This is a genomic window from Anaeromyxobacter dehalogenans 2CP-C, from assembly GCF_000013385.1.
Lineage (GTDB): Bacteria > Myxococcota > Myxococcia > Myxococcales > Anaeromyxobacteraceae > Anaeromyxobacter > Anaeromyxobacter dehalogenans_B.
This window is the reverse complement of sequence record NC_007760.1, coordinates 2170063-2189633: the sequence shown is the minus strand read 5'-3', so window position 1 is coordinate 2189633 and position 19571 is coordinate 2170063. Positions and strand designations below refer to the sequence as shown.

Below are 19571 nucleotides of genomic sequence, written 5' to 3'. Positions count from 1 at the left end.
CGCTTCGCTCTTTGACAGCTCGGTCGTTGGTCACGGCGCCGCCCAGGGCGGCCCGGCTTTGCGTACGCACGACGGTTCAGGAAGGTTCAGATGGCCCGCACCACACCACTCGAGCGCTACCGCAACTTCGGCATCATGGCCCACATCGATGCCGGCAAGACGACCACGACCGAGCGCATCCTCTTCTACACCGGCGTCACCCACAAGATCGGCGAGGTCCATGAGGGCACCACCGTCATGGACTGGATGGAGCAGGAGCGCGAGCGCGGCATCACCATCACCTCGGCCGCGACCACCGCGTTCTGGCGCGACCACCGCCTGAACATCATCGACACCCCAGGCCACGTGGACTTCACCATCGAGGTGGAGCGGTCGCTGCGCGTGCTCGACGGCGCGTGCGCGGTGTTCGACGCGGTGCAGGGCGTCCAGCCGCAGTCCGAGACGGTCTGGCGGCAGGCGGACAAGTACGAGGTCCCCCGCATCTGCTTCATCAACAAGATGGACCGGGTCGGCGCGGACTACTTCCACGCCGTGGACACCATCCGCGAGAAGCTGGGCGCCCGCCCGCTCCCGCTGCACGTGCCCATCGGCGCCGAGGACAAGTTCCGCGGCATGGTCGATCTCCTGAAGATGAAGGGGATCACCTTCGACGACGAGACCATGGGCGCGAAGTACCAGGAGGTCGAGATCCCCGCCGACCTCGCCGCCCAGGCGAAGGAGTACCGCGCCAAGCTCGAGGAGACCGTCGCCGAGATCGACGACGAGCTGATGGCGAAGTACCTGGACGGCAAGCCGCTGTCGAACGACGAGCTGATGCGCGGCATCCGCCGCGGCACCCTGGAGATGAAGTTCTTCCCGGTGCTCTGCGGGACGGCGTTCAAGAACAAGGGCGTCCAGCAGATCCTCGACGCGGTGGTGGACTTCCTGCCGAGCCCGGTGGACATCCCCGCCATGAAGGGCGTGGACGCCAAGGGCAACGACGTCGTCCGCAAGACCTCCGACGCGGAGCCGTTCTCGGCGCTGGCGTTCAAGATCATGAACGACCCGTTCGTCGGGAACCTCACGTTCTTCCGCGTGTACTCGGGCAGGCTCGAGGCCGGGTCCTACGTCTACAACTCGACGAAGGACAAGAAGGAGCGCATCGGCCGGCTCCTGCAGATGCACGCGAACAAGCGCGAGGAGATCAAGGAGGTCTACGCCGGCGACATCGCCGCCGCCGTGGGCCTGCGCGCCAGCACCACCGGCGACACGCTCTGCGCCGAGGACGCCCCGGTCATCCTGGAGCGGATGGAGTTCCCGGAGCCGGTGATCCACATCGCCATCGAGCCGAAGACCAAGGGCGACCAGGACAAGATGGGCGTCGCCCTGCAGCGGCTGCAGATGGAGGACCCGTCCTTCCGCGTCCACACCGACGAGGAGACCGGCCAGACCATCATCGGCGGCATGGGCGAGCTCCACCTCGAGATCCTGGTGGACCGCATGTTCCGCGAGTTCAAGGTCGAGGCGAACGTCGGCAAGCCGCAGGTGGCCTACCGCGAGACCATCACCAGGACGGTCGAGGCCGAGGGCCGCTACATCCGGCAGACCGGCGGCCGCGGCCAGTACGGCCACTGCTGGCTGCGCCTCCACCCGCAGGAGCCGGGCAAGGGCTTCGAGTTCGAGAACGCGATCGTGGGCGGCGTGATCCCGAAGGAGTTCATCTCGCCGATCCAGAAGGGCATCGAGGAGGCCATGACCTCCGGCGTGCTCGCCGGCTACCCCATGGTGGACCTCAAGGTCGAGCTGTTCGACGGCAGCTACCACGACGTCGACTCCTCCGAGATGGCGTTCAAGATCGCCGGCTCGATGGGCTTCAAGGAGGGCGCCGCCAAGGCCTCGCCCGTCCTGCTCGAGCCGATCATGGCGGTCGAGGTCACCACGCCCGACGACTACATGGGCGACGTCATCGGCGACCTGAACTCGCGTCGTGGCAAGATTCATGCGATGAACCCCCGCGCGGGCGTCCAGGTCATCGAGGCGCACGTCCCGCTGGCGGAGATGTTCGGCTACGCGACGGACCTTCGGTCGAAGACCCAGGGCCGCGCCACCTACAGCATGCAGTTCGCGCACTACGCGCAGGTCCCCGCGAGCATCGCGGAGACCATCGTCACCAAGGCGAAGGGCGTCGCCGCCGGCGCGAAGTAGCGCCGCGTACGTCAACGGAAGAGAGGAAGCCATGGCCAAGGAGAAGTTCGAGCGCAGCAAGCCGCACGTGAACGTCGGGACGATCGGGCACGTGGACCACGGCAAGACGACGCTGACGGCGGCGATCACGAAGGTGCTGGCGCAGAAGGGCGGGGCGCAGTTCCTGGCGTACGACCAGATCGACAAGGCGCCGGAGGAGCGCGAGCGCGGGATCACGATCGCGACGGCGCACGTGGAGTACCAGACGGAGAAGCGGCACTACGCGCACGTCGATTGCCCGGGCCACGCGGACTACGTGAAGAACATGATCACCGGGGCGGCGCAGATGGACGGCGCGATCCTGGTGGTGTCGGCGGCGGACGGTCCGATGCCGCAGACGCGCGAGCACATCCTGCTGGCCCGCCAGGTGGGCGTGCCGTACATCGTGGTCTTCCTGAACAAGGTGGACATGGTGGACGACAAGGAGCTCCTGGATCTGGTGGAGCTGGAGGTCCGGGAGCTGCTGAGCGAGTACGACTTCCCGGGCAACGAGATCCCGATCGTGAAGGGGTCGGCGCTGAAGGCGCTGGAGGGCGACAAGGGCGAGCTCGGGGAGCAGGCGATCTTCAAGCTGATGGAGGCGGTGGACGCCTACATCCCGACGCCGCAGCGCGCGACGGACAAGCCGTTCCTGATGCCGGTCGAGGACGTGTTCTCGATCTCGGGCCGCGGGACGGTGGCGACGGGGCGCGTGGAGCGCGGGATCGTGAAGGTCGGCGAGGAGGTCGAGGTCGTCGGGCTGAAGGCGACGGCGAAGACGGTGGTGACCGGCGTCGAGATGTTCCGCAAGCTGCTGGACGAGGGGCGTGCGGGCGACAACATCGGGGCGCTGCTGCGCGGCCTGAAGCGCGAGGAGGTGGAGCGCGGTCAGGTGCTGGCGAAGCCGGGGTCGATCACGCCGCACACGAAGTTCAAGGCCGAGGTGTACGTGCTGACGAAGGAGGAGGGTGGTCGTCACACCCCGTTCTTCAACGGCTACCGGCCGCAGTTCTACTTCCGGACGACGGACGTGACGGGGTCGGTGCAGCTGCCGCAGGGAGTCGAGATGGTGATGCCGGGCGACAACATCGGGATGGAGGTGGAGCTGATCACCCCCATCGCGATGGAGAAGGAGCTCCGGTTCGCCATCCGCGAGGGCGGCCGCACGGTCGGCGCGGGCGTGGTGGCCGAGGTCATCCAGTAGCGAAGCACGCCGAGCGAACGGCGGCGGGTGGCCCGCCCGGATGGACGGGCCCCTCTCCGCGCTGCGCCGGACACGCAGACAAAAGGCTTTTCAATGGCGACTCAGAAGATTCGGATCCGGCTCAAGGCCTACGACTACAAGCTGCTCGATCAGTCGGCCGGCGAGATCGTGGAGACCGCGAAGCGGACCGGCGCCAAGGTCGCCGGCCCGATCCCGCTCCCCACCCGGATCAACAAGTTCACCGTCCTCCGCAGCCCGCACGTGGACAAGAAGTCGCGCGAGCAGTTCGAGATCCGCACGCACAAGCGGCTCCTCGACATCCTCGAGCCGACTCCGCAGACGCTCGACGCGCTCATGAAGCTCGACCTCTCGGCCGGCGTGGACGTGGAGATCAAGTAGTCGAGGACATCATGGCCAAGTTCGACGTCTACGACCTGTCGAAGAAGAAGGTGGGCGAGCTCGACCTCGCCGACGCCGTCTTCGCCGGCGAGGTGAACGAGCACCTCTTCTACGAGGTGGTGAAGGCGAAGCTCGCCTCCGATCGCTCGGGCACCCACGCGGTGAAGAACCGGTCCCTCGTCTCCGGCGGCGGCAAGAAGCCCTGGAAGCAGAAGCACACCGGTCGCGCCCGCCAGGGCTCGACGCGCGCGTCCCAGTGGGTGGGCGGCGGCAAGGCCATGGGCCCGAAGCCGCGCGACTACTCCTACGACGTGCCGAAGAAGGTGCGGAAGGCCGCGCTGCGCTCGGCCCTCGCGCTCCGCTCGAAGGACCAGAAGCTGGTCATCGTGCAGGAGTGGAAGCCGGAGGGGCCGAAGACGGCCGCCGCCGCCAAGGTCCTCGCCGCGCTCGGCGCGAAGAAGGCCCTGGTGGTGGACGACGCCGCGAACCTCGCCCTCGCGAGGAGCGTGCGGAACCTCGCCGGCTCCGACTTCCTCGCGGTGGAGGGGCTCAACGTGTACGACATCCTGCGGCACGACGCCCTGGTGCTGACCGCGGACACCGCCAAGAAGCTGGAGGCCAGCCTGTCATGAACCTCGCTGTCCAGGACGTGGTGAAGCGCCCGCTCATCACCGAGAAGGCGGAGCGGGCACGCGAGGCGAGCCGTCAGTACGCCTTCGAGGTCCACCGCGACGCCACCAAGATCCAGGTGAAGCAGGCGGTGGAGAAGCTCTTCAACGTGCACGTGCTCGACGTGCGGACCGCCATCGCGCGCGGGAAGAACAAGCGCGTCGGCCGCAACGTCGGCCGCCGGCCCAACTGGAAGAAGGCCTACGTGACCCTCAAGGAAGGCGACACCATCGCCCTCTTCGAGGGGACATAAGCCGGACGGGAGACGCACATGGCCCTCAAGGAATACAAGCCCACCAGCCCGGCCCGGCGCCACATGACCGTGGCGGACTTCGCCGAGATCACCAAGGCGAAGCCCGAGAAGCGGCTCACCAAGCCGGTCCGCAAGAGCGGCGGCCGCAACGCCCACGGCAAGGTCACGACCCGCCACATCGGCGGCGGCCACAAGCGCCGCTACCGCGTCATCGACTGGCGGCGCGACAAGGACGGCGTGCCGGCCAAGGTCGCGGCGATCGAGTACGACCCGAACCGCACCGCGCGCATCGCGCTGCTCCACTACCTGGACGGCGAGAAGCGCTACATCCTCGCCCCCGTGGGCGTGGCGGTCGGCGACACGCTGGTGTCCGGCGCGGACGTGGACATCCGCCCGGGCAACGCGCTGCCGGTCCGCACCATCCCGCTCGGCACCGTGATCCACAACGTGGAGACGGCGCCCGGCTCCGGCGCGAAGATGATCCGCACCGCGGGCTCCTTCGGCCAGCTCATGGCGAAGGAGGGCGGCTACGCGCAGATCCGCCTGCCGTCCGGCGAGGTCCGCAAGGTCCTGCAGGACTGCAAGGCGACCATCGGCCAGCTCGGCAACGTGGAGAGCTCGTCGGTGCGCGTCGGCAAGGCCGGCAAGAGCCGCTGGCTGGGCATCCGCCCGACCGTCCGCGGCCTCGCCATGAACCCGGTCGACCACCCGCACGGCGGCGGCGAGGGCAAGTCCGGTCAGGGCAACCCGCACCCGGTCAGCCCGTGGGGACAGAAGACCAAGGGCCTCAAGACCCGCAACAACCGCCGCACCGACAAGTTCATCGTCACGCGGCGCCGCCCCGGCGTGCGCAACACGCAGCGCTAGGCGGGAAGGGATAGCCACTCATGGCGCGTTCGATCAAGAAGGGCCCGTTCGCCGACAAGCACCTCACCAAGAAGGTCGAGGACGCGAACAAGGGCAACAAGAAGTCGGTCATCAAGACCTGGTCGCGGCGGAGCACCATCCTGCCGGACTTCGTCGGGCACACGTTCGCCGTCCACAACGGACGGAAGTTCGTGCCGGTGTTCGTGACCGAGAACATGGTCGGGCACAAGCTGGGCGAGTTCGCGCCCACCCGCACCTTCCACGGCCACTCGGCCGAGAAGAAGGCCGCGGCGGCACCCGGCCCGGCGAAGAAGTAGCGAGGAACTGGACATGGCCGAGACCCAGACCACGACGCCGAAGAAGAAGGCCGAACGCCGCGCTCCGCCGCCGGCGCGCGCCCGCAAGAACCGCCCCGCCGCCCCGGCGCCGGGGCCGCACGCCTCCCTCAGCTACCTGCGCGTCGCGCCGCGCAAGGTGCGCATCGTCGCGGACGAGGTCCGCGGGATGAAGGTCGGCGACGCGCTCGCGATGCTGAAGTACACGCCGCAGTCCGCCGCGAAGCCGCTCGCCAAGCTGCTCCGGTCGGCGGTCGCGAACGCCGAGCAGGGCGGCGGCCGCGTGGACGTGGACGCGCTGTTCGTGAAGACGCTGACCGTGGACCAGGGCCCGAAGATGCGGCGCTTCATGGCGCGCGCGATGGGCCGGGCGTTCCGGGTCGAGAAGAAGACCAGCCACGTGTACGTGGAGCTCGGTACCGCCGCGCGCGGCTAGGAACCCGAGAGGAGAGATCAATGGGACAGAAAGTTCATCCTATCGGGTTCCGCCTCGGAGTGATCCGCTCCTGGGACTCGAAGTGGTACGAAGAGAAGAACTACGCGAAGTGGCTGCACGAGGACATCAAGCTCCGTGAGTTCGTGAAGGAGAAGCTCGGCCAGGCCGGCATCTCCCGGATCGAGATCGAGCGGGCGGCCAACAAGGTCAAGATCAACGTCCACACCGCGCGGCCGGGCATCGTCATCGGCAAGCGCGGCGCCGGGATCGAGACCATCAAGAAGGACCTCCAGGGCCTCACCGACAACGAGGTCTACCTGAACGTCGTCGAGGTCCGGAAGGCCGAGACCGACGCGCAGCTCGTCGCCGAGAACATCGCGACGCAGCTCGAGCGCCGCATCGCGTTCCGCCGCGCCATGAAGAAGTCGGTGCAGACCGCGCTGAAGTTCGGCGCGAAGGGCATCCGCGTGGCGTGCTCGGGCCGCCTGGGTGGCTCCGAGATGGCCCGCTACGAGTGGTACCGCGAGGGCCGCGTGCCGCTGCACACGCTCCGCGCGGACATCGACTACGGGTTCGCCGAGGCGAAGACCACCTACGGCAAGATCGGGTGCAAGGTCTGGATCATGCGCGGCGAGGTCCTCCCGCAGTCCGCGGGCGCGCGCGCTCCTCGCACCACCGGCGGCGCCCGGCCGTAAGGCCGCGCCCCAGGCACACCTAGGAGAAGGACATGCTTCAGCCGGCGCGAACGAAGTACCGGAAGATGCAGAAGGGCCGCATGCGCGGCAAGGCGTACCGCGGCTCGGATCTCGCCCAGGGCGAGTACGGCCTCCAGGCCACCGAGTGCGGCCGGCTCACGTCCCGCCAGATCGAGGCGGCCCGCGTGGCCATCACCCGCTACGTGAAGCGCGGCGGCAAGCTCTGGATCCGCGTCTTCCCGGACAAGCCCATCACCAAGAAGCCCGCCGAGACGCGCATGGGCACCGGCAAGGGCAACGTGGAGTTCTACGTCGCCGTCGTGAAGCCGGGCCGCGTGCTGTACGAGCTGGCCGGCGTGGACGACGCCTCCGCGAAGAAGGCGTTCCACCTCGCCGCCCACAAGCTGCCCGTCGCCACGAAGCTGGTGAAGCGCGGCGAGACGCTGTAAGGAGCGACGACCATGGCGACCGTCAAGGAGCTGCGAGAGCTCTCGGTTCAGGAGCTCGAGGCCCGCGCCGCGGAGCTCAAGCAGACGCTCTTCGACCTGAAGAGCAAGGCGAACACCGGCGTGCTCGACTCGACCGCCGACCTCAGCAAGACGAAGCGCGACATCGCGCGCTGCCTCACCGTGGCCCGCGAGAAGGCCCTCGCCTCGGCCGTGGCCGGGAAGGCGAAGGAGTGACCGACATGGAGCGCGGCAACCGGAAGTCCCGCATCGGCGTGGTGGTCTCGAACAAGATGACGAAGACCGTCGTCGTGAAGGTCGAGCGCCGGGTGGCGGACCCGAAGTACGGCAAGATCGTGACCAAGGCCGAGAAGTACAAGGCGCACGACGAGGACCAGGCGTGCCAGATCGGCGACCGCGTGCGGATCGTCGAGACCCGCCCGATCTCGAAGGACAAGCGCTGGCGCGTGGCCGAGACGATCGAGAAGGCGGAGGCCTAGGCCATGATCCAGCAGCAGACCATGCTCGACGTCGCCGACAACTCCGGCGCGAAGCGGGTGATGTGCATCAAGGTGCTCGGCGGCACCCGGCGGAAGTACGCCTCGATCGGCGACGTGATCGTCGTCTCGATCAAGGAGGCGATCCCGCAGGCCAAGGTGAAGAAGGGCGAGGTCGCCCGCGCCGTCATCGTCCGCACCGCCCGCGAGGTGAAGCGCCCGGACGGCAGCTACATCCGCTTCGACGGCAACTCGGCGGTCCTCATCAACAAGGACCTCGAGCCCATCGGCACCCGCATCTTCGGCCCGGTCGCCCGCGAGCTCCGCGCCCGCAAGTTCATGAAGATCATCAGCCTCGCGCCGGAGGTCCTCTAGGTCATGGCGGAGATTCGTAAGGGCGACACCGTCAAGGTCATCGCCGGCAAGGAGAAGGGCAAGACGGGCCGGGTGCTCGAGGTGCTGCGCGAGGATGGCCGCGTGCGCGTCGAGAAGCTCATGACCGTCAAGCGGCACCAGAAGAAGGGCCGCAGCCAGGCGAACCCGGAGGGCGGGATCCTGGAGCTGCCCGGCACCATCGCCATCTCGAGCGTGATGGTGGTCGGCAAGGACGACAAGCCGGTGCGGCGCGAGAAGATCGGCCGCGAGCTGGGCGCCAAGGAGAAGGCCCGGCTGCAGAAGCGCAAGGCCGCCGCGAAGTAGGTCGCGGCGGGATCGCAACACGACGCATCGCCCGGCACGCGAAGAGGCCGGCCGAAGGCAAGGAGAGACACGATGGCAGCGCGTTTGAAGGAGCGGTACGACAAGCAGCTTCGTGCCGAGCTGATGAAGGAGCTCGGGTTCGCGAACCCGATGCAGGCCCCCCGCCTCGAGAAGATCGTGGTGAACATGGGCCTTGGCGAGGCGATCAACAACGGCAAGATCATCGACGCGTCCGTCGAGCAGCTCGCCGCGATCACCGGCCAGAAGCCGGTCGTGACCCGCGCCCGCAAGTCGATCGCCAACTTCAAGCTGCGCCAGGGCCAGTCCATCGGTGCCATGGTCACGCTGCGCGGCGACCGGATGTACGAGTTCTTCGACCGCCTGGTCTCGATCGCGCTGCCGCGCGTCCGCGACTTCAAGGGCGTCTCGCCGAAGGCCTTCGACGGGAAGGGCAACTACACGCTCGGCGTCCGCGAGCAGATCATCTTCCCGGAGATCAACTACGACAAGGTCGAGAAGATCAAAGGCCTCAACATCACGGTGGTGACCACCGCCCGGAACGACGAAGAGGGCCGAGCGCTGCTGCGCCACCTCGGCATGCCGTTCCGTCAGTAGAGGGAGATTCCATGGCGAAGCTTTCCAAGATGGCGCAGGCCACCCGCAAGCTGAAGTTCCCGGTCCGGCAGTACAACCGCTGCCCGCTGTGCGGCCGCCCGCGGGCCTTCCTGCGCAAGTTCCAGATGTGCCGCATCTGCTTCCGCAAGCGCGCGCTGCAGGGCGAGATCACCGGCGTCATCAAGTCGAGCTGGTAGGAGAGATCGATCGATGAGCTTCACCGATCCCATTGGCGACATGCTGACGCGCATCCGGAACGCTTCCTCCGCGCGTCATGAGAAGTGCCTGGTGCCGGCCTCGCGGCTCAAGGTCCGCATCGCCGAGGTCCTCCGCGAGGAGGGCTTCATCAAGGACTTCGTCCTCCACGAGGACGGCGTCCAGGGCGCCATCACCATCGTCCTCAAGTACAGCGCCGACCGCGAGCCGGCCATCAGCGACATCAAGCGCGTCTCGAAGCCCGGGCTCCGCCGCTACGTCGCGACCGACTCCATCCCCCGCGTCCTCAACGGGATGGGGATCGCGATCCTCTCCACGTCCAAGGGCGTGATGGTGGATCGCGAGGCCCGCAAGCAGAAGGTCGGCGGCGAGCTGATCTGCACCGTCTGGTAAGGGAAGACCGCCATGTCTCGTGTCGGCAAGATGCCCGTCAAGATCCCGGAGAAGGTCAAGGTCTCCGTGGACGGCAACGTCGTGAAGGTCGAGGGGCCGAAGGGGAAGATGCACTTCCCCACCAACCCGCTCGTCAGCGTCCAGGTGGACAAGGGCGAGGTGAAGGTCGCCCGCCAGGACGAGTCCCACGTGGCGAAGGGCCTGCACGGCCTCACGCGCACGCTGGTGAAGAACGCCCTCGAGGGCGTCGTGAAGGGCTACGAGAAGGGCCTCGAGATCAACGGGGTCGGCTTCAAGGCCGAGGTGAAGGGGAAGGAGATCCACTTCACCCTGGGCTTCTCGCACCCGGTCGTCTTCAAGCTCCCCGAGGGCGTGACCGCCGAGGTGGACGCGAAGCAGACCAAGCTCACCATCCGCTCGGTGGACAAGCACCTGCTCGGCCTCACCGCCGCGAAGGTCCGCGACCTCCGCCCGCCCGAGCCGTACAAGGGCAAGGGCATCAAGTACGCGGACGAGACCATCCGCCGCAAGGAAGGCAAGACCGGCGCGGCGTAGCCCGCCCGTCCCCACAACCACTCATGCGGCGGCCGGGTCGGCGCCACCGCAAGGAGGAACGTCATGGCGAAGCACGTCACCACGCGCGAGAAGCGCAGGGCCCGCATCCGCCGGAAGATCTCCGGCACCGAGCTGCGGCCGCGGCTCACGATCTACAAGAGCCTCAAGCACATGTACGCCCAGCTGGTGGACGACGTCGCGGGCAAGACGCTCGTGTCGGTCGCGACCACCTCGAAGGCCCTCAAGGGCGAGCTCGGCGACGAGGACAAGACCGGCGCCGCCAAGAAGGTGGGCGAGGCCCTCGCCAAGGCGGCCAAGGCGAAGGGGATCGAGCAGGTCGTGTTCGACCGCAACGGCTTCGACTATCACGGCCGCGTCGAGGCGGTGGCCGCCGCCGCGCGCGAAGCCGGGCTCAAGTTCTAGGCGACGGAAAGGTCTCGAATGGCTACCACCCCCATCAACGCGAACGAGCTCGAGCTCCAGGATCGCGTCGTCCACATCAACCGCGTCGCCAAGGTCGTGAAGGGCGGCCGCCGGTTCAGCTTCTCGGCGCTCGTCGTCGTCGGCGACGGCGCGGGCCACGTCGGGGTCGGCCTCGGCAAGGCGAACGAGGTCCCGGAGGCCATCCGCAAGGGCGGCGACCAGGCCAAGAAGAACCTGTTCAGGGTGCCGCTCGTCGGGACCACCATCCCGCACGAGGTGCTCGGGCACTTCGGCTCCGGCCGCGTGCTGCTGAAGCCGGCGGGCGAGGGCACCGGCGTCATCGCCGGCGGCGCCGTCCGCGCCGTCCTCGAGGCGGCCGGCGTCCGCAACGTGCTCACCAAGAGCCAGGGCTCCCGCAACCCCCACAACGTCCTCAAGGCGACCGTCGCCGGCCTGAAGCGGCTGCGGTCCGTCGAGGACAGCGCCCGGCTCCGCGGCAAGCAGGCCGCCGAGATCACCGGGGCGTAGGAAGGAACCACCATGGCTGCCATCAAGGTCAAGCTCGTCCGCGGGCTCGCGGGCTGCCCCTGGCCGCACCGGGTCATCGTCGAGGGCCTGGGTCTCAAGAAGCGTGAGTCGACGAAGCTCCTCCCCGACACGCCCCAGACGCTGGGGATGATCGCGAAGGTCTCCTACCTCGTGGAGTGGGAGCGGGTGGACGCTGCGCCGCCGCCTGGCCGGAAGGCCAGGAAGGCCGCGGCCCGTTCGTGACAGTCACGCGCCGCGTGCTAAAAGGAGAACCTTCATGTCGCTGAACCAGCTCAAGGCGCCCCGGGGCGCCAACCGCGCCAAGAAGCGCGTCGGCCGTGGCCAGGGCTCCGGCCTCGGCAAGACCGCCGGCCGCGGCGGGAAGGGCCAGAAGGCCCGTTCCGGAAACATGCACTTCGAGGGCTTCGAGGGCGGCCAGATGCCGCTCCAGCGGCGCCTCCCGAAGTTCGGCTTCCACAACATCTTCCGGCGCGAGCTCGAGGAGGTGAAGGTGGGTGACCTCCAGGGCCTCTCCGGCGTCGTGGACCCGGCCGCCCTGAAGTCCGCCGGCCTGGTGCGCGGCAACCGCGACGGGGTGGTGGTCCTGGCGGGCGGCGAGCTCTCGAGCGCGCTGACGGTCAAGGTCCACCGCGTCACCGCCGGCGCGCGCGCCGCCATCGAGAAGGCCGGCGGGAAGGTCGAGCTGATCCCGGCGCCGCAGACCATGCACCAGAAGGCGAAGGCCGCGAAGAAGGCGGCTGCGCAGGCGAAGTAGGGGTCCCGGCGGGCCCGCCGGTCCTCGGCGGGCCGCCCGGACGGTGAGCGGGCGGCGGGCCGCCCGGCAGGCGCAGGGGAAAGGGAACCGCATGGCGGCAGCGAGCGGGCTGTTCAACATCTTCCGGATCGCCGAGCTCCGGAAGCGGCTGTTCTTCACCCTCGGGATGCTGGCCGTCTACCGGCTCGGCATCTTCGTCACCACGCCCGGCGTGGACCGGCGGGCGATGCAGGACGTGGTGGCCCAGCAGGGCAGCCTGCTCGGCCTCCTCAACTTCTTCTCCGGCGGCGCCTTCGAGCAGCTCTCGATCTTCGCGCTCGGCATCATGCCGTACGTGTCGTCGTCCATCATCCTGCAGCTCCTCACGGTGGTGGTCCCGTCGCTCGAGAAGATGCAGAAGGAAGGCGAGCTGGGCCGGCGCAAGATCACGCAGTACACGCGCTACGGCACGGTGGTCCTCTCCGCCATCCAGGGCTACGGCATCGCCACCTACCTGGAGTCGCTGCGCGCCGGGAACGGCGTCGCGGTGGTGGGCGAGCCGGGCTGGGGCTTCCGCCTGCTCACCATGGTCTCGCTCGCCGCGGGCACCGCGTTCATCATGTGGATGGGCGAGCAGATCACCGAGCGCGGCGTCGGCAACGGCATCTCCCTCATCATCTTCGCGGGCATCGTGGCCCGCGTCCCGGCCGCCATCTACACCACGGTGCGGCAGCTCGGCGCCTCCGGCTCGCAGCTCACCGGCCTGGGCCTGCTCGTGCTCACCGCGCTCATGGTGGTGGTGATCGGGGCGATCGTCTACGTGGAGCGCGGCCAGCGCCGCATCCCGATCCAGTACGCGAAGCGCATGGTGGGCCGGAAGCTCTACGGCGGCCAGTCCACGCACCTGCCGCTGAAGGTGAACACCTCCGGCGTCATCCCGCCCATCTTCGCGTCGTCGCTGCTGCTGCTGCCGGCCACGCTGGCGGGCTGGTTCCCGTTCCTGCAGCGGATGTCGAACGCCATCCAGGCGGGCAGCTGGATCTACAACACCATCTACGTCGCCCTGATCATCTTCTTCGCGTACTTCTACACCGCGGTGACGTTCAACCCGGTGGACGTGGCCGACAACCTCAAGAAGTACGGCGGCTACATCCCGGGCATCCGCCCCGGCAAGAAGACCGCCGACTACATCGACTTCGTGCTGTCGCGCATCACGTTCGGCGGCGCCATCTACCTGGCCGCCATCTGCGTGCTGCCGACCATCATCACGAACGAGTTCGGGGTGAACTTCTACTTCGGCGGCACCTCGCTGCTCATCGTGGTCGGCGTGGCGCTCGACACCGTGCAGCAGATCGAGGGGCACCTCATCACGCGGCACTACGAGGGCTTCACCGGTCCCCGCGGTCCGCGCATCCGCGGCCGGCGGATGACGACGGGGCAAGCGGTCGGCGCATGAGACGCCGCGGGGGCCTCGCCGCGGCGAGGCCCCTCGCGCATCCGGAGGCGACGCGATGATCCTCATCCTCCTCGGCCCGCCCGGCGCGGGCAAGGGCACCCAGGCCAAGCTCCTCTCCACGGAGCTCGGCATCCCGCACATCTCCACCGGCGACATGTTCCGCGACCACAAGGCGCGCGGGACCGAGATCGGCAAGCAGGTCCAGGCCATCATGGACGGCGGCGGGCTCGTCACCGACGACATCACCAACGCCATGGTGAAGGAGCGGCTGTCCCGCCCCGACGTGGCGCCGGGCTTCATCCTGGACGGCTACCCGCGCACGGTGGTGCAGGCGGAGTACCTCGACGGCCTGCTGCGCTCGCTGGGCCGGTCCATCGGCCGCGCGCTGTCCTACGAGGTCGCCGAGGAGCTCGTGGTCGAGCGCATCAGCGGGCGGCGGAGCTGCCCGAGGTGCGGCGCCGTCTACCACGTGTCGCAGAACCCACCCAGGCGCGCGGGCTACTGCGACCGGGACGACGCCGAGCTCGTCCAGCGCGAGGACGACAAGCCCGAGAACGTCCGCAAGCGCATGCAGGAGTACGGCACCAAGACCGAGCCGCTGAAGCGCTACTACCGCGACCGCGGCGAGCTGACCGAGGTCGAGGGCGTCGGCACGCCCGAGGGCATCCTCGCGGCGACGAAGAAGGTCCTGGGCCGCTAGGCCGCGGGCGCATCGTCAGCGCATGTACGGGACGACCCGCGAGCGCGCCGCAACGCGGACCCCCGCCGACGTGGCCGGGATCCGCGCGGCGGGCCGCGTCGTGTGGGAGGTGCTGGAGGCGCTGGCCGCCGCCGCCGCCCCGGGCGCCACCACCGCCGACCTGGATCGCCTCGCCGCCGCGCGCACGCGCGAGCTCGGCGCGGCGCCGGCGTTCCTCGGCTACCACGGCTACCCCGCCACGCTGTGCATCTCGGTGAACGACGAGGTGATCCACGGGATCCCGTCGCCCGACCGCGTGCTCGAGGAGGGCGACCTGGTCGGCCTCGACTTCGGCGCGGTGCTCGACGGCTGGTACGCCGACTCGGCGCGGACCGTCGCGGTGGGCCGGACCTCGCCGGACGGCGAGCGGCTGCTGGCGGTGACCCGGGCCGCGCTGGCGCGGGGCATCGCCGCGGCGCTCCCCGGGCGCCACACCGGCGACGTCGGCGCCGCCGTGCAGCGCCACGTCGAGGCGGCGGGGTTCTCGGTGGTGCGCGACTTCGTGGGCCACGGCATCGGCCGCCGGCTGCACGAGCCGCCCCAGGTCCCGAACTTCGGGACCCCCGGGACGGGGGCGCTCCTCCGGGCGGGCATGGTCATCGCGATCGAGCCGATGGTGAACGCGGGCGGCCGGGAAGTGGAGACGCTCGACGACGGGTGGACCGCGGTGACGCGGGACGGGTCGCGATCCGCGCACTTCGAGCACACCGTGGCCATCACGGAAAACGGACCCGAAATCCTCACGTTGCCGGAAGGAGTGCCGCTGGAGGGCGCCTGAGCGCAGGCGAGCGGGGGAGCGGGCGACGACGGGCCGTCGCTCGTGCTTGCACCCCAAAATCCTCTGTGTTATAGGGCCCGCTTCGCAAAGCCGCTCGTTCAGGGGCGGCGCCGGGAAACCCCGGAAAATCCGGGCGGCTCTAGAGTAGGGGTCCCAGCGAGACCCCGCCGCCAGCCCCGCCGGTCGTCGCGGCGGGCGTTTTTGTCTTTTGAAGCAGCATCGGAGGCGTCGGTCATGAAGGTCCGCGCGTCGGTCAAGAAGATTTGCGACAAGTGCAAGGTCATCAAGCGCAAGGGCACCGTGCGGATCATCTGCCCGGCGAACCCCCGCCACAAGCAGCGCCAGGGCTAGGCCCCCGCGCGTTTTCGGAGAGACGAATGGCTCGAATCGCCGGCGTCGACCTTCCCCGTGAGAAGCGGATCGAGGTCAGCCTCCAGTACATCTACGGAATCGGGAAGACCTCCGCGAAGCTCATCCTCGAGCGCGCGAACGTCAGCCCGGTGACCCGGACCAAGGACCTCACGGACGACGAGGTCCGCCGCATCCGCGAGACCATCGAGCAGAACGTGAAGGTGGAGGGCGACCTCCGCCGCGAGATCTCGCTCAACGTCAAGCGGCTCATGGACCTCGGCTGCTACCGCGGCCTCCGGCACCGCAAGGGCCTGCCGGTGCGCGGCCAGCGCACGCACACCAATGCCCGCACGCGGAAGGGCCCGAAGAAGGGCCTCGTCCGCAAGGCGGCGGCGCCGGCCCCCAAGGCCTAACGCACTCCTAGAGAACCGGAGAATCCTCAGTGGCTGACGAGAAGCAGACGAAGGCGGCAGAGCAGCCTGCGAAGAAGGAGGAGGCGACCGCCCCCGCGGCGCCCAACCTCGGCGGCATCGAGCCGGTGACCGCGTCGCCCGTGACCCCGAAGAAGGGGAAGAAGCGGGTGAAGAAGAACATCGCGGCGGGCATCGTCCACATCGCCTCGACCTTCAACAACACGCAGATCACCATCACCGACGTGACCGGCAACGTGATCGCCTGGTCCAGCGCCGGCGCGCGCGGCTTCAAGGGCTCGCGCAAGTCGACGCCGTTCGCCGCGCAGGTCGCGGCGGGCGACGCGGCCGCCAAGGCGATGGAGCACGGCCTCAAGACCGTCTCGGTGGTGGTGAAGGGCCCGGGCGCCGGTCGCGAGTCCGCCCTCCGCGCGCTCTCCGCCGCCGGCCTCAAGATCACCCTGATCCGCGACGTGACGCCGATCCCGCACAACGGGTGCCGGCCGCCCAAGCGCCGCCGGGTCTGATCACCTCCAGGAGACACACGTGGCCCGTTACAGCGAAAGCGTCTGCCGGCTCTGCCGCCGGGAAAACCTCAAGATGTATCTCAAGGGCGATCGGTGCTACACCGACAAGTGCGCCATCGAGCGCCGCCCGTATCCTCCCGGCCAGCACGGCCAGGGCCGGACCAAGTTCTCCGAGTACGGCGTCCAGCTCCGCGAGAAGCAGAAGGTGAAGCGGATGTACGGCCTGCTCGAGGCCGGGTTCCGCCACGCCTACCAGAACGCGGCGGCCGCCAAGGGCAAGACCGGCGAGAACCTGCTGCAGACCCTCGAGCTCCGGCTCGACAACGTGGTCTTCCGGCTCGGCTTCGCGGACACCCGCAACGAGGCCCGGCAGCTGGTCCGCCACGGCCACTTCAAGGTGAACGGCCGCAAGGTCAACATCCCCAGCTACCTGTGCCGGCCCGGCGACAAGGTGGAGCTGAAGGACCGCTCGAAGAAGGTGGTCCGGATCACCGAGGCGCTCGAGGCGGTGGACCGCCGCGGCGTGCCGGCGTGGCTCGACCTCGACAAGGGCGGCTTCAAGGGCACCGTGAAGACCTCGCCGGCGCGCGAGGACATCACCATGCCGATCCAGGAGCAGCTGATCGTCGAGCTGTACTCGAAGTAGTCGCGCCCCCCGCGGGCCCGGGGCGGCGGCCGCCACGGCGGCCGCGGTACGGGCCCGGCGGGCGGGCCGGGCGCGCGAGCGCCGCGGCCCGCACCGCACCATCCCAAGCAGTCGCGCGTCCCACGGTGCTCCCGCCGCATGGCTGAGCGGGCCGGGAGAGGGGGCGGCGGCCGAGGAGACAGCCCATGGTCGATCCGATCGTCACGAAGAACTGGCGGGACCTCATCAAGCCCCGCGGCCTGGTCGTGGACCAGGACAGCCTCTCGAACACCTACGGGAAGTTCGTCGCGGAGCCGCTCGAGCGGGGCTTCGGCATCACGCTCGGCAACTCGCTGCGGCGCGTGCTGCTCTCGAGCCTGCAGGGCGCCGCGATCACCTCGGTGAAGGTCGAGGGCGTCGAGCACGAGTTCATGACCATCCCCGAGGTGGCCGAGGACGTCACCGACATCATCCTCAACCTCAAGGAAGTCCTGCTCCAGATCCACACCAACGACGTGAAGACGATCCGGATCGAGGCGGACGGCCCGAAGGAGATCAAGGCCGGCGACCTCATCACGGACGCGCAGGTCGAGGTGCTGAACCCGGGCCACCACATCCTCACGATCAGCGAGGGCGGGCGGGTCCGCGCCGAGATGACCGCGCGCCGCGGCCGCGGCTACGTGCCGGCCGAGCGGAACAAGGTCCCCGGCTCGCCCATCGGCACCATCCCCATCGACGCGCTCTTCAGCCCCATCCGCAAGGTGAACTACCAGGTCACCAACGCGCGCGTCGGGCAGCAGACCGACTACGACAAGCTGACGCTCGAGGTCTGGACCGACGGCTCGGTCGCCCCGGCGGACGCGGTCGCCTTCGCCGCGAAGATCGTGAAGGAGCAGCTCTCGATCTTCATCAACTTCGACGAGGCGGAGGAGCCGGCCGAGGAGATCAAGCCGGTCGAGGAGCAGAAGCTGAACGAGAACCTCTTCCGCTCGGTGGACGAGCTGGAGCTCTCGGTCCGTAGCGCGAACTGCCTGCAGAACGCGAACATCAAGACCATCGGCGACCTCGTGCAGAAGACCGAGGCCGAGATGCTCAAGACGAAGAATTTCGGCCGGAAGTCGCTGAAGGAGATCAAGGAGATCCTGGCCGAGATGGGCCTCTCCCTCGGCATGAAGCTCGAGAACTGGCCGCCGAAGGCGGCGCCGCAGGGCGCGCCCAAGGTCTAGCGCGCCCGCACAGGGACAGGAGATCACCAGATGAAGCACCGCGTCGTCGGCCGCCGGCTCGATCGCACCACCGAGCACCGGACCGCAATGTTCAAGAACATGGTGACGAGCCTCTTCCGCCACGAGCGGATCGTCACCACCACCCCGAAGGCGAAGGAGCTGAAGCGCTTCGCCGACAAGGTGATCACGCAGGCGAAGCGCGGGACGCCGCACGCGCGCCGCCTCGCCCACCGGAACGTCCGGGACGTCGAGGTGCTGAACAAGCTCTTCGACACGCTCGCCGAGCGCTTCAAGGCGCGGCCGGGCGGCTACACCCGCATCGTCCGCGTCGGCCGCCGCGCCGGCGACAACGCCGAGATGTCGGTCATCGAGCTGGTGGACCGCGCGCCGGCCGCCGCCCCCGAGGCGGAGGAGAAGGGCGAGAAGAAGGCCGCGGGCAAGGCCGAGAAGGCCCCCAAGGCCGCCAAGGCGCCCAAGGCGGAGAAGAAGCCCGCCAAGAAGGCCGCCAAGGCCGAGTAGCGCCGGCCGCACGGCCGACGCTCCCAGGGGAGGCCGCGTGCGCGCCGCACGCGGCCTCTCTCGCGTTCGGGGCCCCTCTCGCTTTCCGCTGCGGCGGCCCGCTGGTACAACCATCGCTCCCATGCCGCCGTTCCTCGCCCAGGACCCGCTCGACGCCCTCCGGCACGCCGGGCCGCCGGGGTGGGCGGAGGTGGCCTGGGCGGTGGCGGGCGTCGCGAGCGAGCCCTGGGCCCTCGCGCTGCTGGGGCTCGCGCTGTACTCGTGGCTGGAGCGCGAGGTGCCCGCGGTGCTGAAGGCGGTGGCGCCGCTCTGGGCGGCGCTGGCGGCGGCAGGGGCCCTGGCGGCGGGGGCGCAGGGCGTCCTCTCCGCGCCGCGGCCGGCGGACGCGGGAGACCTGCTCGTCACCACCTTCCGGCACCTCGCCTCGGCGCCGGGCCTCCCGCTCGGCGTGTTCGTCGGCTACACGCTGCTCGCCTACGGCCGGCGGGGGAGGGCGGCGCTCCTGGTCGCGGCGGCCGGGGGGGCGGCGCGGGCGTGGTCCGGGCCGCACTGGGGCCCGGATCTGCTGGGCGGCGGCCTGGCCGGCGCCGCGATCGCGTGGGCGGTCTGGGCGGCGGTGCTGCGCGCGTCGCCGCGCGGTCACCTGGCGCGGCTGCGGGCCTCGCGCCGCGCGACGGCGGACGGCACGGCGCAGGAAGGTCACCCTGCGCCTTGACACCCGCGCTAAGTTAGCGTAAAGGAACCCACTTTTCGT

The 19571-nt window shown here is 69.3% G+C and carries 32 protein-coding genes; all 32 read left to right on the top strand.

The window, feature by feature from the left end:
- The first annotated feature begins 90 nt into the window (after positions 1–90).
- A complete protein-coding gene (gene fusA / locus ADEH_RS10115) occupies positions 91–2184 on the top strand; it encodes an elongation factor G (RefSeq protein WP_011421001.1) in 2094 nt (697 codons plus the stop codon).
- A gap of 31 nt (positions 2185–2215) precedes the next feature.
- Positions 2216–3406 (top strand): elongation factor Tu, encoded by a 1191-nt coding sequence (tuf, locus tag ADEH_RS10110; protein WP_011420640.1) that lies wholly within the window; start codon positions 2216–2218, stop codon positions 3404–3406.
- A 93-nt stretch (positions 3407–3499) separates the two neighbouring features.
- Entirely contained in the window at positions 3500–3805 is a 306-nt protein-coding gene (gene rpsJ / locus ADEH_RS10105) for a 30S ribosomal protein S10 (protein WP_011421000.1), read from the top strand.
- 11 nt (positions 3806–3816) lie between these two features.
- On the top strand, positions 3817–4437 hold the full coding sequence (gene rplD, locus ADEH_RS10100; protein WP_011420999.1) for a 50S ribosomal protein L4: 621 nt from the start codon (positions 3817–3819) through the stop codon (positions 4435–4437).
- On the top strand, positions 4434–4727 hold the full coding sequence (locus ADEH_RS10095) for a 50S ribosomal protein L23 (RefSeq protein ID WP_011420998.1): 294 nt from the start codon (positions 4434–4436) through the stop codon (positions 4725–4727). Before rplD ends, ADEH_RS10095 begins: the two co-directional genes overlap by 4 nt.
- Before the next feature lie 18 nt (positions 4728–4745).
- Positions 4746–5594 carry a 50S ribosomal protein L2 gene (rplB, locus tag ADEH_RS10090; RefSeq protein WP_011420997.1) on the top strand — a complete coding sequence of 283 codons (849 nt, stop codon included), beginning with the start codon at positions 4746–4748 and terminating at the stop codon, positions 5592–5594.
- Between the two features lie 20 nt (positions 5595–5614).
- Positions 5615–5911, top strand: coding sequence for a 30S ribosomal protein S19 (gene rpsS, locus ADEH_RS10085; RefSeq protein ID WP_011420996.1), 297 nt, complete (start codon positions 5615–5617; stop codon positions 5909–5911).
- Positions 5912–5924: 13 nt separating this feature from the next.
- Complete coding sequence (rplV, locus tag ADEH_RS10080) at positions 5925–6365, top strand: 50S ribosomal protein L22 (protein WP_011420995.1); 441 nt, start codon at positions 5925–5927, stop codon at positions 6363–6365.
- A 20-nt stretch (positions 6366–6385) separates the two neighbouring features.
- Positions 6386–7060 (top strand): 30S ribosomal protein S3, encoded by a 675-nt coding sequence (gene rpsC / locus ADEH_RS10075; RefSeq protein WP_011420994.1) that lies wholly within the window; start codon positions 6386–6388, stop codon positions 7058–7060.
- Positions 7061–7092: 32 nt separating this feature from the next.
- Entirely contained in the window at positions 7093–7509 is a 417-nt protein-coding gene (gene rplP, locus ADEH_RS10070; RefSeq protein ID WP_011420993.1) for a 50S ribosomal protein L16, read from the top strand.
- Positions 7510–7521: 12 nt separating this feature from the next.
- The gene (gene rpmC, locus ADEH_RS10065; protein WP_011420992.1) at positions 7522–7743 is read left to right on the top strand and encodes a 50S ribosomal protein L29; all 222 of its coding nucleotides are present in this window, start codon (positions 7522–7524) and stop codon (positions 7741–7743) included.
- A 5-nt stretch (positions 7744–7748) separates the two neighbouring features.
- Entirely contained in the window at positions 7749–8006 is a 258-nt protein-coding gene (gene rpsQ / locus ADEH_RS10060; protein ID WP_011420991.1) for a 30S ribosomal protein S17, read from the top strand.
- Positions 8007–8009: 3 nt separating this feature from the next.
- Positions 8010–8378, top strand: a complete 369-nt coding sequence (gene rplN / locus ADEH_RS10055) for a 50S ribosomal protein L14 (protein ID WP_011420990.1) — start codon at positions 8010–8012, stop codon at positions 8376–8378.
- Between the two features lie 3 nt (positions 8379–8381).
- Complete coding sequence (gene rplX, locus ADEH_RS23005; protein WP_011420989.1) at positions 8382–8702, top strand: 50S ribosomal protein L24; 321 nt, start codon at positions 8382–8384, stop codon at positions 8700–8702.
- Positions 8703–8774: 72 nt separating this feature from the next.
- A complete protein-coding gene (rplE, locus tag ADEH_RS23000) occupies positions 8775–9317 on the top strand; it encodes a 50S ribosomal protein L5 (protein ID WP_011420988.1) in 543 nt (180 codons plus the stop codon).
- Between the two features lie 11 nt (positions 9318–9328).
- The gene (locus ADEH_RS10040) at positions 9329–9514 is read left to right on the top strand and encodes a type Z 30S ribosomal protein S14 (protein ID WP_011420987.1); all 186 of its coding nucleotides are present in this window, start codon (positions 9329–9331) and stop codon (positions 9512–9514) included.
- Positions 9515–9527: 13 nt separating this feature from the next.
- Positions 9528–9926 carry a 30S ribosomal protein S8 gene (rpsH, locus tag ADEH_RS10035; protein ID WP_011420986.1) on the top strand — a complete coding sequence of 133 codons (399 nt, stop codon included), beginning with the start codon at positions 9528–9530 and terminating at the stop codon, positions 9924–9926.
- Positions 9927–9938: 12 nt separating this feature from the next.
- Entirely contained in the window at positions 9939–10481 is a 543-nt protein-coding gene (rplF, locus tag ADEH_RS10030) for a 50S ribosomal protein L6 (RefSeq protein ID WP_011420985.1), read from the top strand.
- A 63-nt stretch (positions 10482–10544) separates the two neighbouring features.
- Entirely contained in the window at positions 10545–10904 is a 360-nt protein-coding gene (rplR, locus tag ADEH_RS10025; RefSeq protein ID WP_011420984.1) for a 50S ribosomal protein L18, read from the top strand.
- Between the two features lie 18 nt (positions 10905–10922).
- Positions 10923–11432 carry a 30S ribosomal protein S5 gene (gene rpsE / locus ADEH_RS10020; protein ID WP_011420983.1) on the top strand — a complete coding sequence of 170 codons (510 nt, stop codon included), beginning with the start codon at positions 10923–10925 and terminating at the stop codon, positions 11430–11432.
- A gap of 12 nt (positions 11433–11444) precedes the next feature.
- Entirely contained in the window at positions 11445–11675 is a 231-nt protein-coding gene (gene rpmD, locus ADEH_RS10015) for a 50S ribosomal protein L30 (protein WP_011420982.1), read from the top strand.
- 34 nt (positions 11676–11709) lie between these two features.
- Positions 11710–12207, top strand: coding sequence for a 50S ribosomal protein L15 (rplO, locus tag ADEH_RS10010; RefSeq protein ID WP_011420981.1), 498 nt, complete (start codon positions 11710–11712; stop codon positions 12205–12207).
- A gap of 91 nt (positions 12208–12298) precedes the next feature.
- A complete protein-coding gene (gene secY / locus ADEH_RS10005; protein WP_011420980.1) occupies positions 12299–13642 on the top strand; it encodes a preprotein translocase subunit SecY in 1344 nt (447 codons plus the stop codon).
- Between the two features lie 55 nt (positions 13643–13697).
- Positions 13698–14342 (top strand): adenylate kinase, encoded by a 645-nt coding sequence (locus ADEH_RS10000; protein WP_011420979.1) that lies wholly within the window; start codon positions 13698–13700, stop codon positions 14340–14342.
- A 22-nt stretch (positions 14343–14364) separates the two neighbouring features.
- A complete protein-coding gene (gene map / locus ADEH_RS09995) occupies positions 14365–15159 on the top strand; it encodes a type I methionyl aminopeptidase (RefSeq protein WP_011420978.1) in 795 nt (264 codons plus the stop codon).
- Between the two features lie 234 nt (positions 15160–15393).
- On the top strand, positions 15394–15510 hold the full coding sequence (rpmJ, locus tag ADEH_RS09990) for a 50S ribosomal protein L36 (RefSeq protein ID WP_011420977.1): 117 nt from the start codon (positions 15394–15396) through the stop codon (positions 15508–15510).
- Positions 15511–15536: 26 nt separating this feature from the next.
- Positions 15537–15923 (top strand): 30S ribosomal protein S13, encoded by a 387-nt coding sequence (gene rpsM / locus ADEH_RS09985; RefSeq protein ID WP_011420976.1) that lies wholly within the window; start codon positions 15537–15539, stop codon positions 15921–15923.
- 140 nt (positions 15924–16063) lie between these two features.
- A complete protein-coding gene (rpsK, locus tag ADEH_RS09980) occupies positions 16064–16447 on the top strand; it encodes a 30S ribosomal protein S11 (protein WP_011420975.1) in 384 nt (127 codons plus the stop codon).
- A gap of 19 nt (positions 16448–16466) precedes the next feature.
- Positions 16467–17093: a 30S ribosomal protein S4 gene (gene rpsD / locus ADEH_RS09975; RefSeq protein ID WP_011420974.1), complete on the top strand. Its 627-nt coding sequence runs from the start codon at positions 16467–16469 to the stop codon at positions 17091–17093.
- A 185-nt stretch (positions 17094–17278) separates the two neighbouring features.
- Positions 17279–18298, top strand: coding sequence for a DNA-directed RNA polymerase subunit alpha (locus ADEH_RS09970; RefSeq protein ID WP_011420973.1), 1020 nt, complete (start codon positions 17279–17281; stop codon positions 18296–18298).
- 30 nt (positions 18299–18328) lie between these two features.
- Entirely contained in the window at positions 18329–18817 is a 489-nt protein-coding gene (gene rplQ / locus ADEH_RS09965) for a 50S ribosomal protein L17 (protein ID WP_011420972.1), read from the top strand.
- Positions 18818–18938: 121 nt separating this feature from the next.
- Entirely contained in the window at positions 18939–19532 is a 594-nt protein-coding gene (locus tag ADEH_RS09960) for a hypothetical protein (RefSeq protein WP_041453478.1), read from the top strand.
- Positions 19533–19571: the final 39 nt, after the last annotated feature.

Bases quoted from the DNA above. Each gene is read 5' to 3' on its own strand.
- fusA (WP_011421001.1), top strand. From the start codon at position 91: ATGGCCCGCACCACACCACTCGAGCGCTACCGCAACTTCGGCATCATG.
- tuf (WP_011420640.1), top strand. From the start codon at position 2,216: ATGGCCAAGGAGAAGTTCGAGCGCAGCAAGCCGCACGTGAACGTCGGG.
- rpsJ (WP_011421000.1), top strand. From the start codon at position 3,500: ATGGCGACTCAGAAGATTCGGATCCGGCTCAAGGCCTACGACTACAAG.
- rplD (WP_011420999.1), top strand. From the start codon at position 3,817: ATGGCCAAGTTCGACGTCTACGACCTGTCGAAGAAGAAGGTGGGCGAG.
- ADEH_RS10095 (WP_011420998.1), top strand. From the start codon at position 4,434: ATGAACCTCGCTGTCCAGGACGTGGTGAAGCGCCCGCTCATCACCGAG.
- rplB (WP_011420997.1), top strand. From the start codon at position 4,746: ATGGCCCTCAAGGAATACAAGCCCACCAGCCCGGCCCGGCGCCACATG.
- rpsS (WP_011420996.1), top strand. From the start codon at position 5,615: ATGGCGCGTTCGATCAAGAAGGGCCCGTTCGCCGACAAGCACCTCACC.
- rplV (WP_011420995.1), top strand. From the start codon at position 5,925: ATGGCCGAGACCCAGACCACGACGCCGAAGAAGAAGGCCGAACGCCGC.
- rpsC (WP_011420994.1), top strand. From the start codon at position 6,386: ATGGGACAGAAAGTTCATCCTATCGGGTTCCGCCTCGGAGTGATCCGC.
- rplP (WP_011420993.1), top strand. From the start codon at position 7,093: ATGCTTCAGCCGGCGCGAACGAAGTACCGGAAGATGCAGAAGGGCCGC.
- rpmC (WP_011420992.1), top strand. From the start codon at position 7,522: ATGGCGACCGTCAAGGAGCTGCGAGAGCTCTCGGTTCAGGAGCTCGAG.
- rpsQ (WP_011420991.1), top strand. From the start codon at position 7,749: ATGGAGCGCGGCAACCGGAAGTCCCGCATCGGCGTGGTGGTCTCGAAC.
- rplN (WP_011420990.1), top strand. From the start codon at position 8,010: ATGATCCAGCAGCAGACCATGCTCGACGTCGCCGACAACTCCGGCGCG.
- rplX (WP_011420989.1), top strand. From the start codon at position 8,382: ATGGCGGAGATTCGTAAGGGCGACACCGTCAAGGTCATCGCCGGCAAG.
- rplE (WP_011420988.1), top strand. From the start codon at position 8,775: ATGGCAGCGCGTTTGAAGGAGCGGTACGACAAGCAGCTTCGTGCCGAG.
- ADEH_RS10040 (WP_011420987.1), top strand. From the start codon at position 9,329: ATGGCGAAGCTTTCCAAGATGGCGCAGGCCACCCGCAAGCTGAAGTTC.
- rpsH (WP_011420986.1), top strand. From the start codon at position 9,528: ATGAGCTTCACCGATCCCATTGGCGACATGCTGACGCGCATCCGGAAC.
- rplF (WP_011420985.1), top strand. From the start codon at position 9,939: ATGTCTCGTGTCGGCAAGATGCCCGTCAAGATCCCGGAGAAGGTCAAG.
- rplR (WP_011420984.1), top strand. From the start codon at position 10,545: ATGGCGAAGCACGTCACCACGCGCGAGAAGCGCAGGGCCCGCATCCGC.
- rpsE (WP_011420983.1), top strand. From the start codon at position 10,923: ATGGCTACCACCCCCATCAACGCGAACGAGCTCGAGCTCCAGGATCGC.
- rpmD (WP_011420982.1), top strand. From the start codon at position 11,445: ATGGCTGCCATCAAGGTCAAGCTCGTCCGCGGGCTCGCGGGCTGCCCC.
- rplO (WP_011420981.1), top strand. From the start codon at position 11,710: ATGTCGCTGAACCAGCTCAAGGCGCCCCGGGGCGCCAACCGCGCCAAG.
- secY (WP_011420980.1), top strand. From the start codon at position 12,299: ATGGCGGCAGCGAGCGGGCTGTTCAACATCTTCCGGATCGCCGAGCTC.
- ADEH_RS10000 (WP_011420979.1), top strand. From the start codon at position 13,698: ATGATCCTCATCCTCCTCGGCCCGCCCGGCGCGGGCAAGGGCACCCAG.
- map (WP_011420978.1), top strand. From the start codon at position 14,365: ATGTACGGGACGACCCGCGAGCGCGCCGCAACGCGGACCCCCGCCGAC.
- rpmJ (WP_011420977.1), top strand. From the start codon at position 15,394: ATGAAGGTCCGCGCGTCGGTCAAGAAGATTTGCGACAAGTGCAAGGTC.
- rpsM (WP_011420976.1), top strand. From the start codon at position 15,537: ATGGCTCGAATCGCCGGCGTCGACCTTCCCCGTGAGAAGCGGATCGAG.
- ADEH_RS09970 (WP_011420973.1), top strand. From the start codon at position 17,279: ATGGTCGATCCGATCGTCACGAAGAACTGGCGGGACCTCATCAAGCCC.
- rplQ (WP_011420972.1), top strand. From the start codon at position 18,329: ATGAAGCACCGCGTCGTCGGCCGCCGGCTCGATCGCACCACCGAGCAC.
- ADEH_RS09960 (WP_041453478.1), top strand. From the start codon at position 18,939: ATGCCGCCGTTCCTCGCCCAGGACCCGCTCGACGCCCTCCGGCACGCC.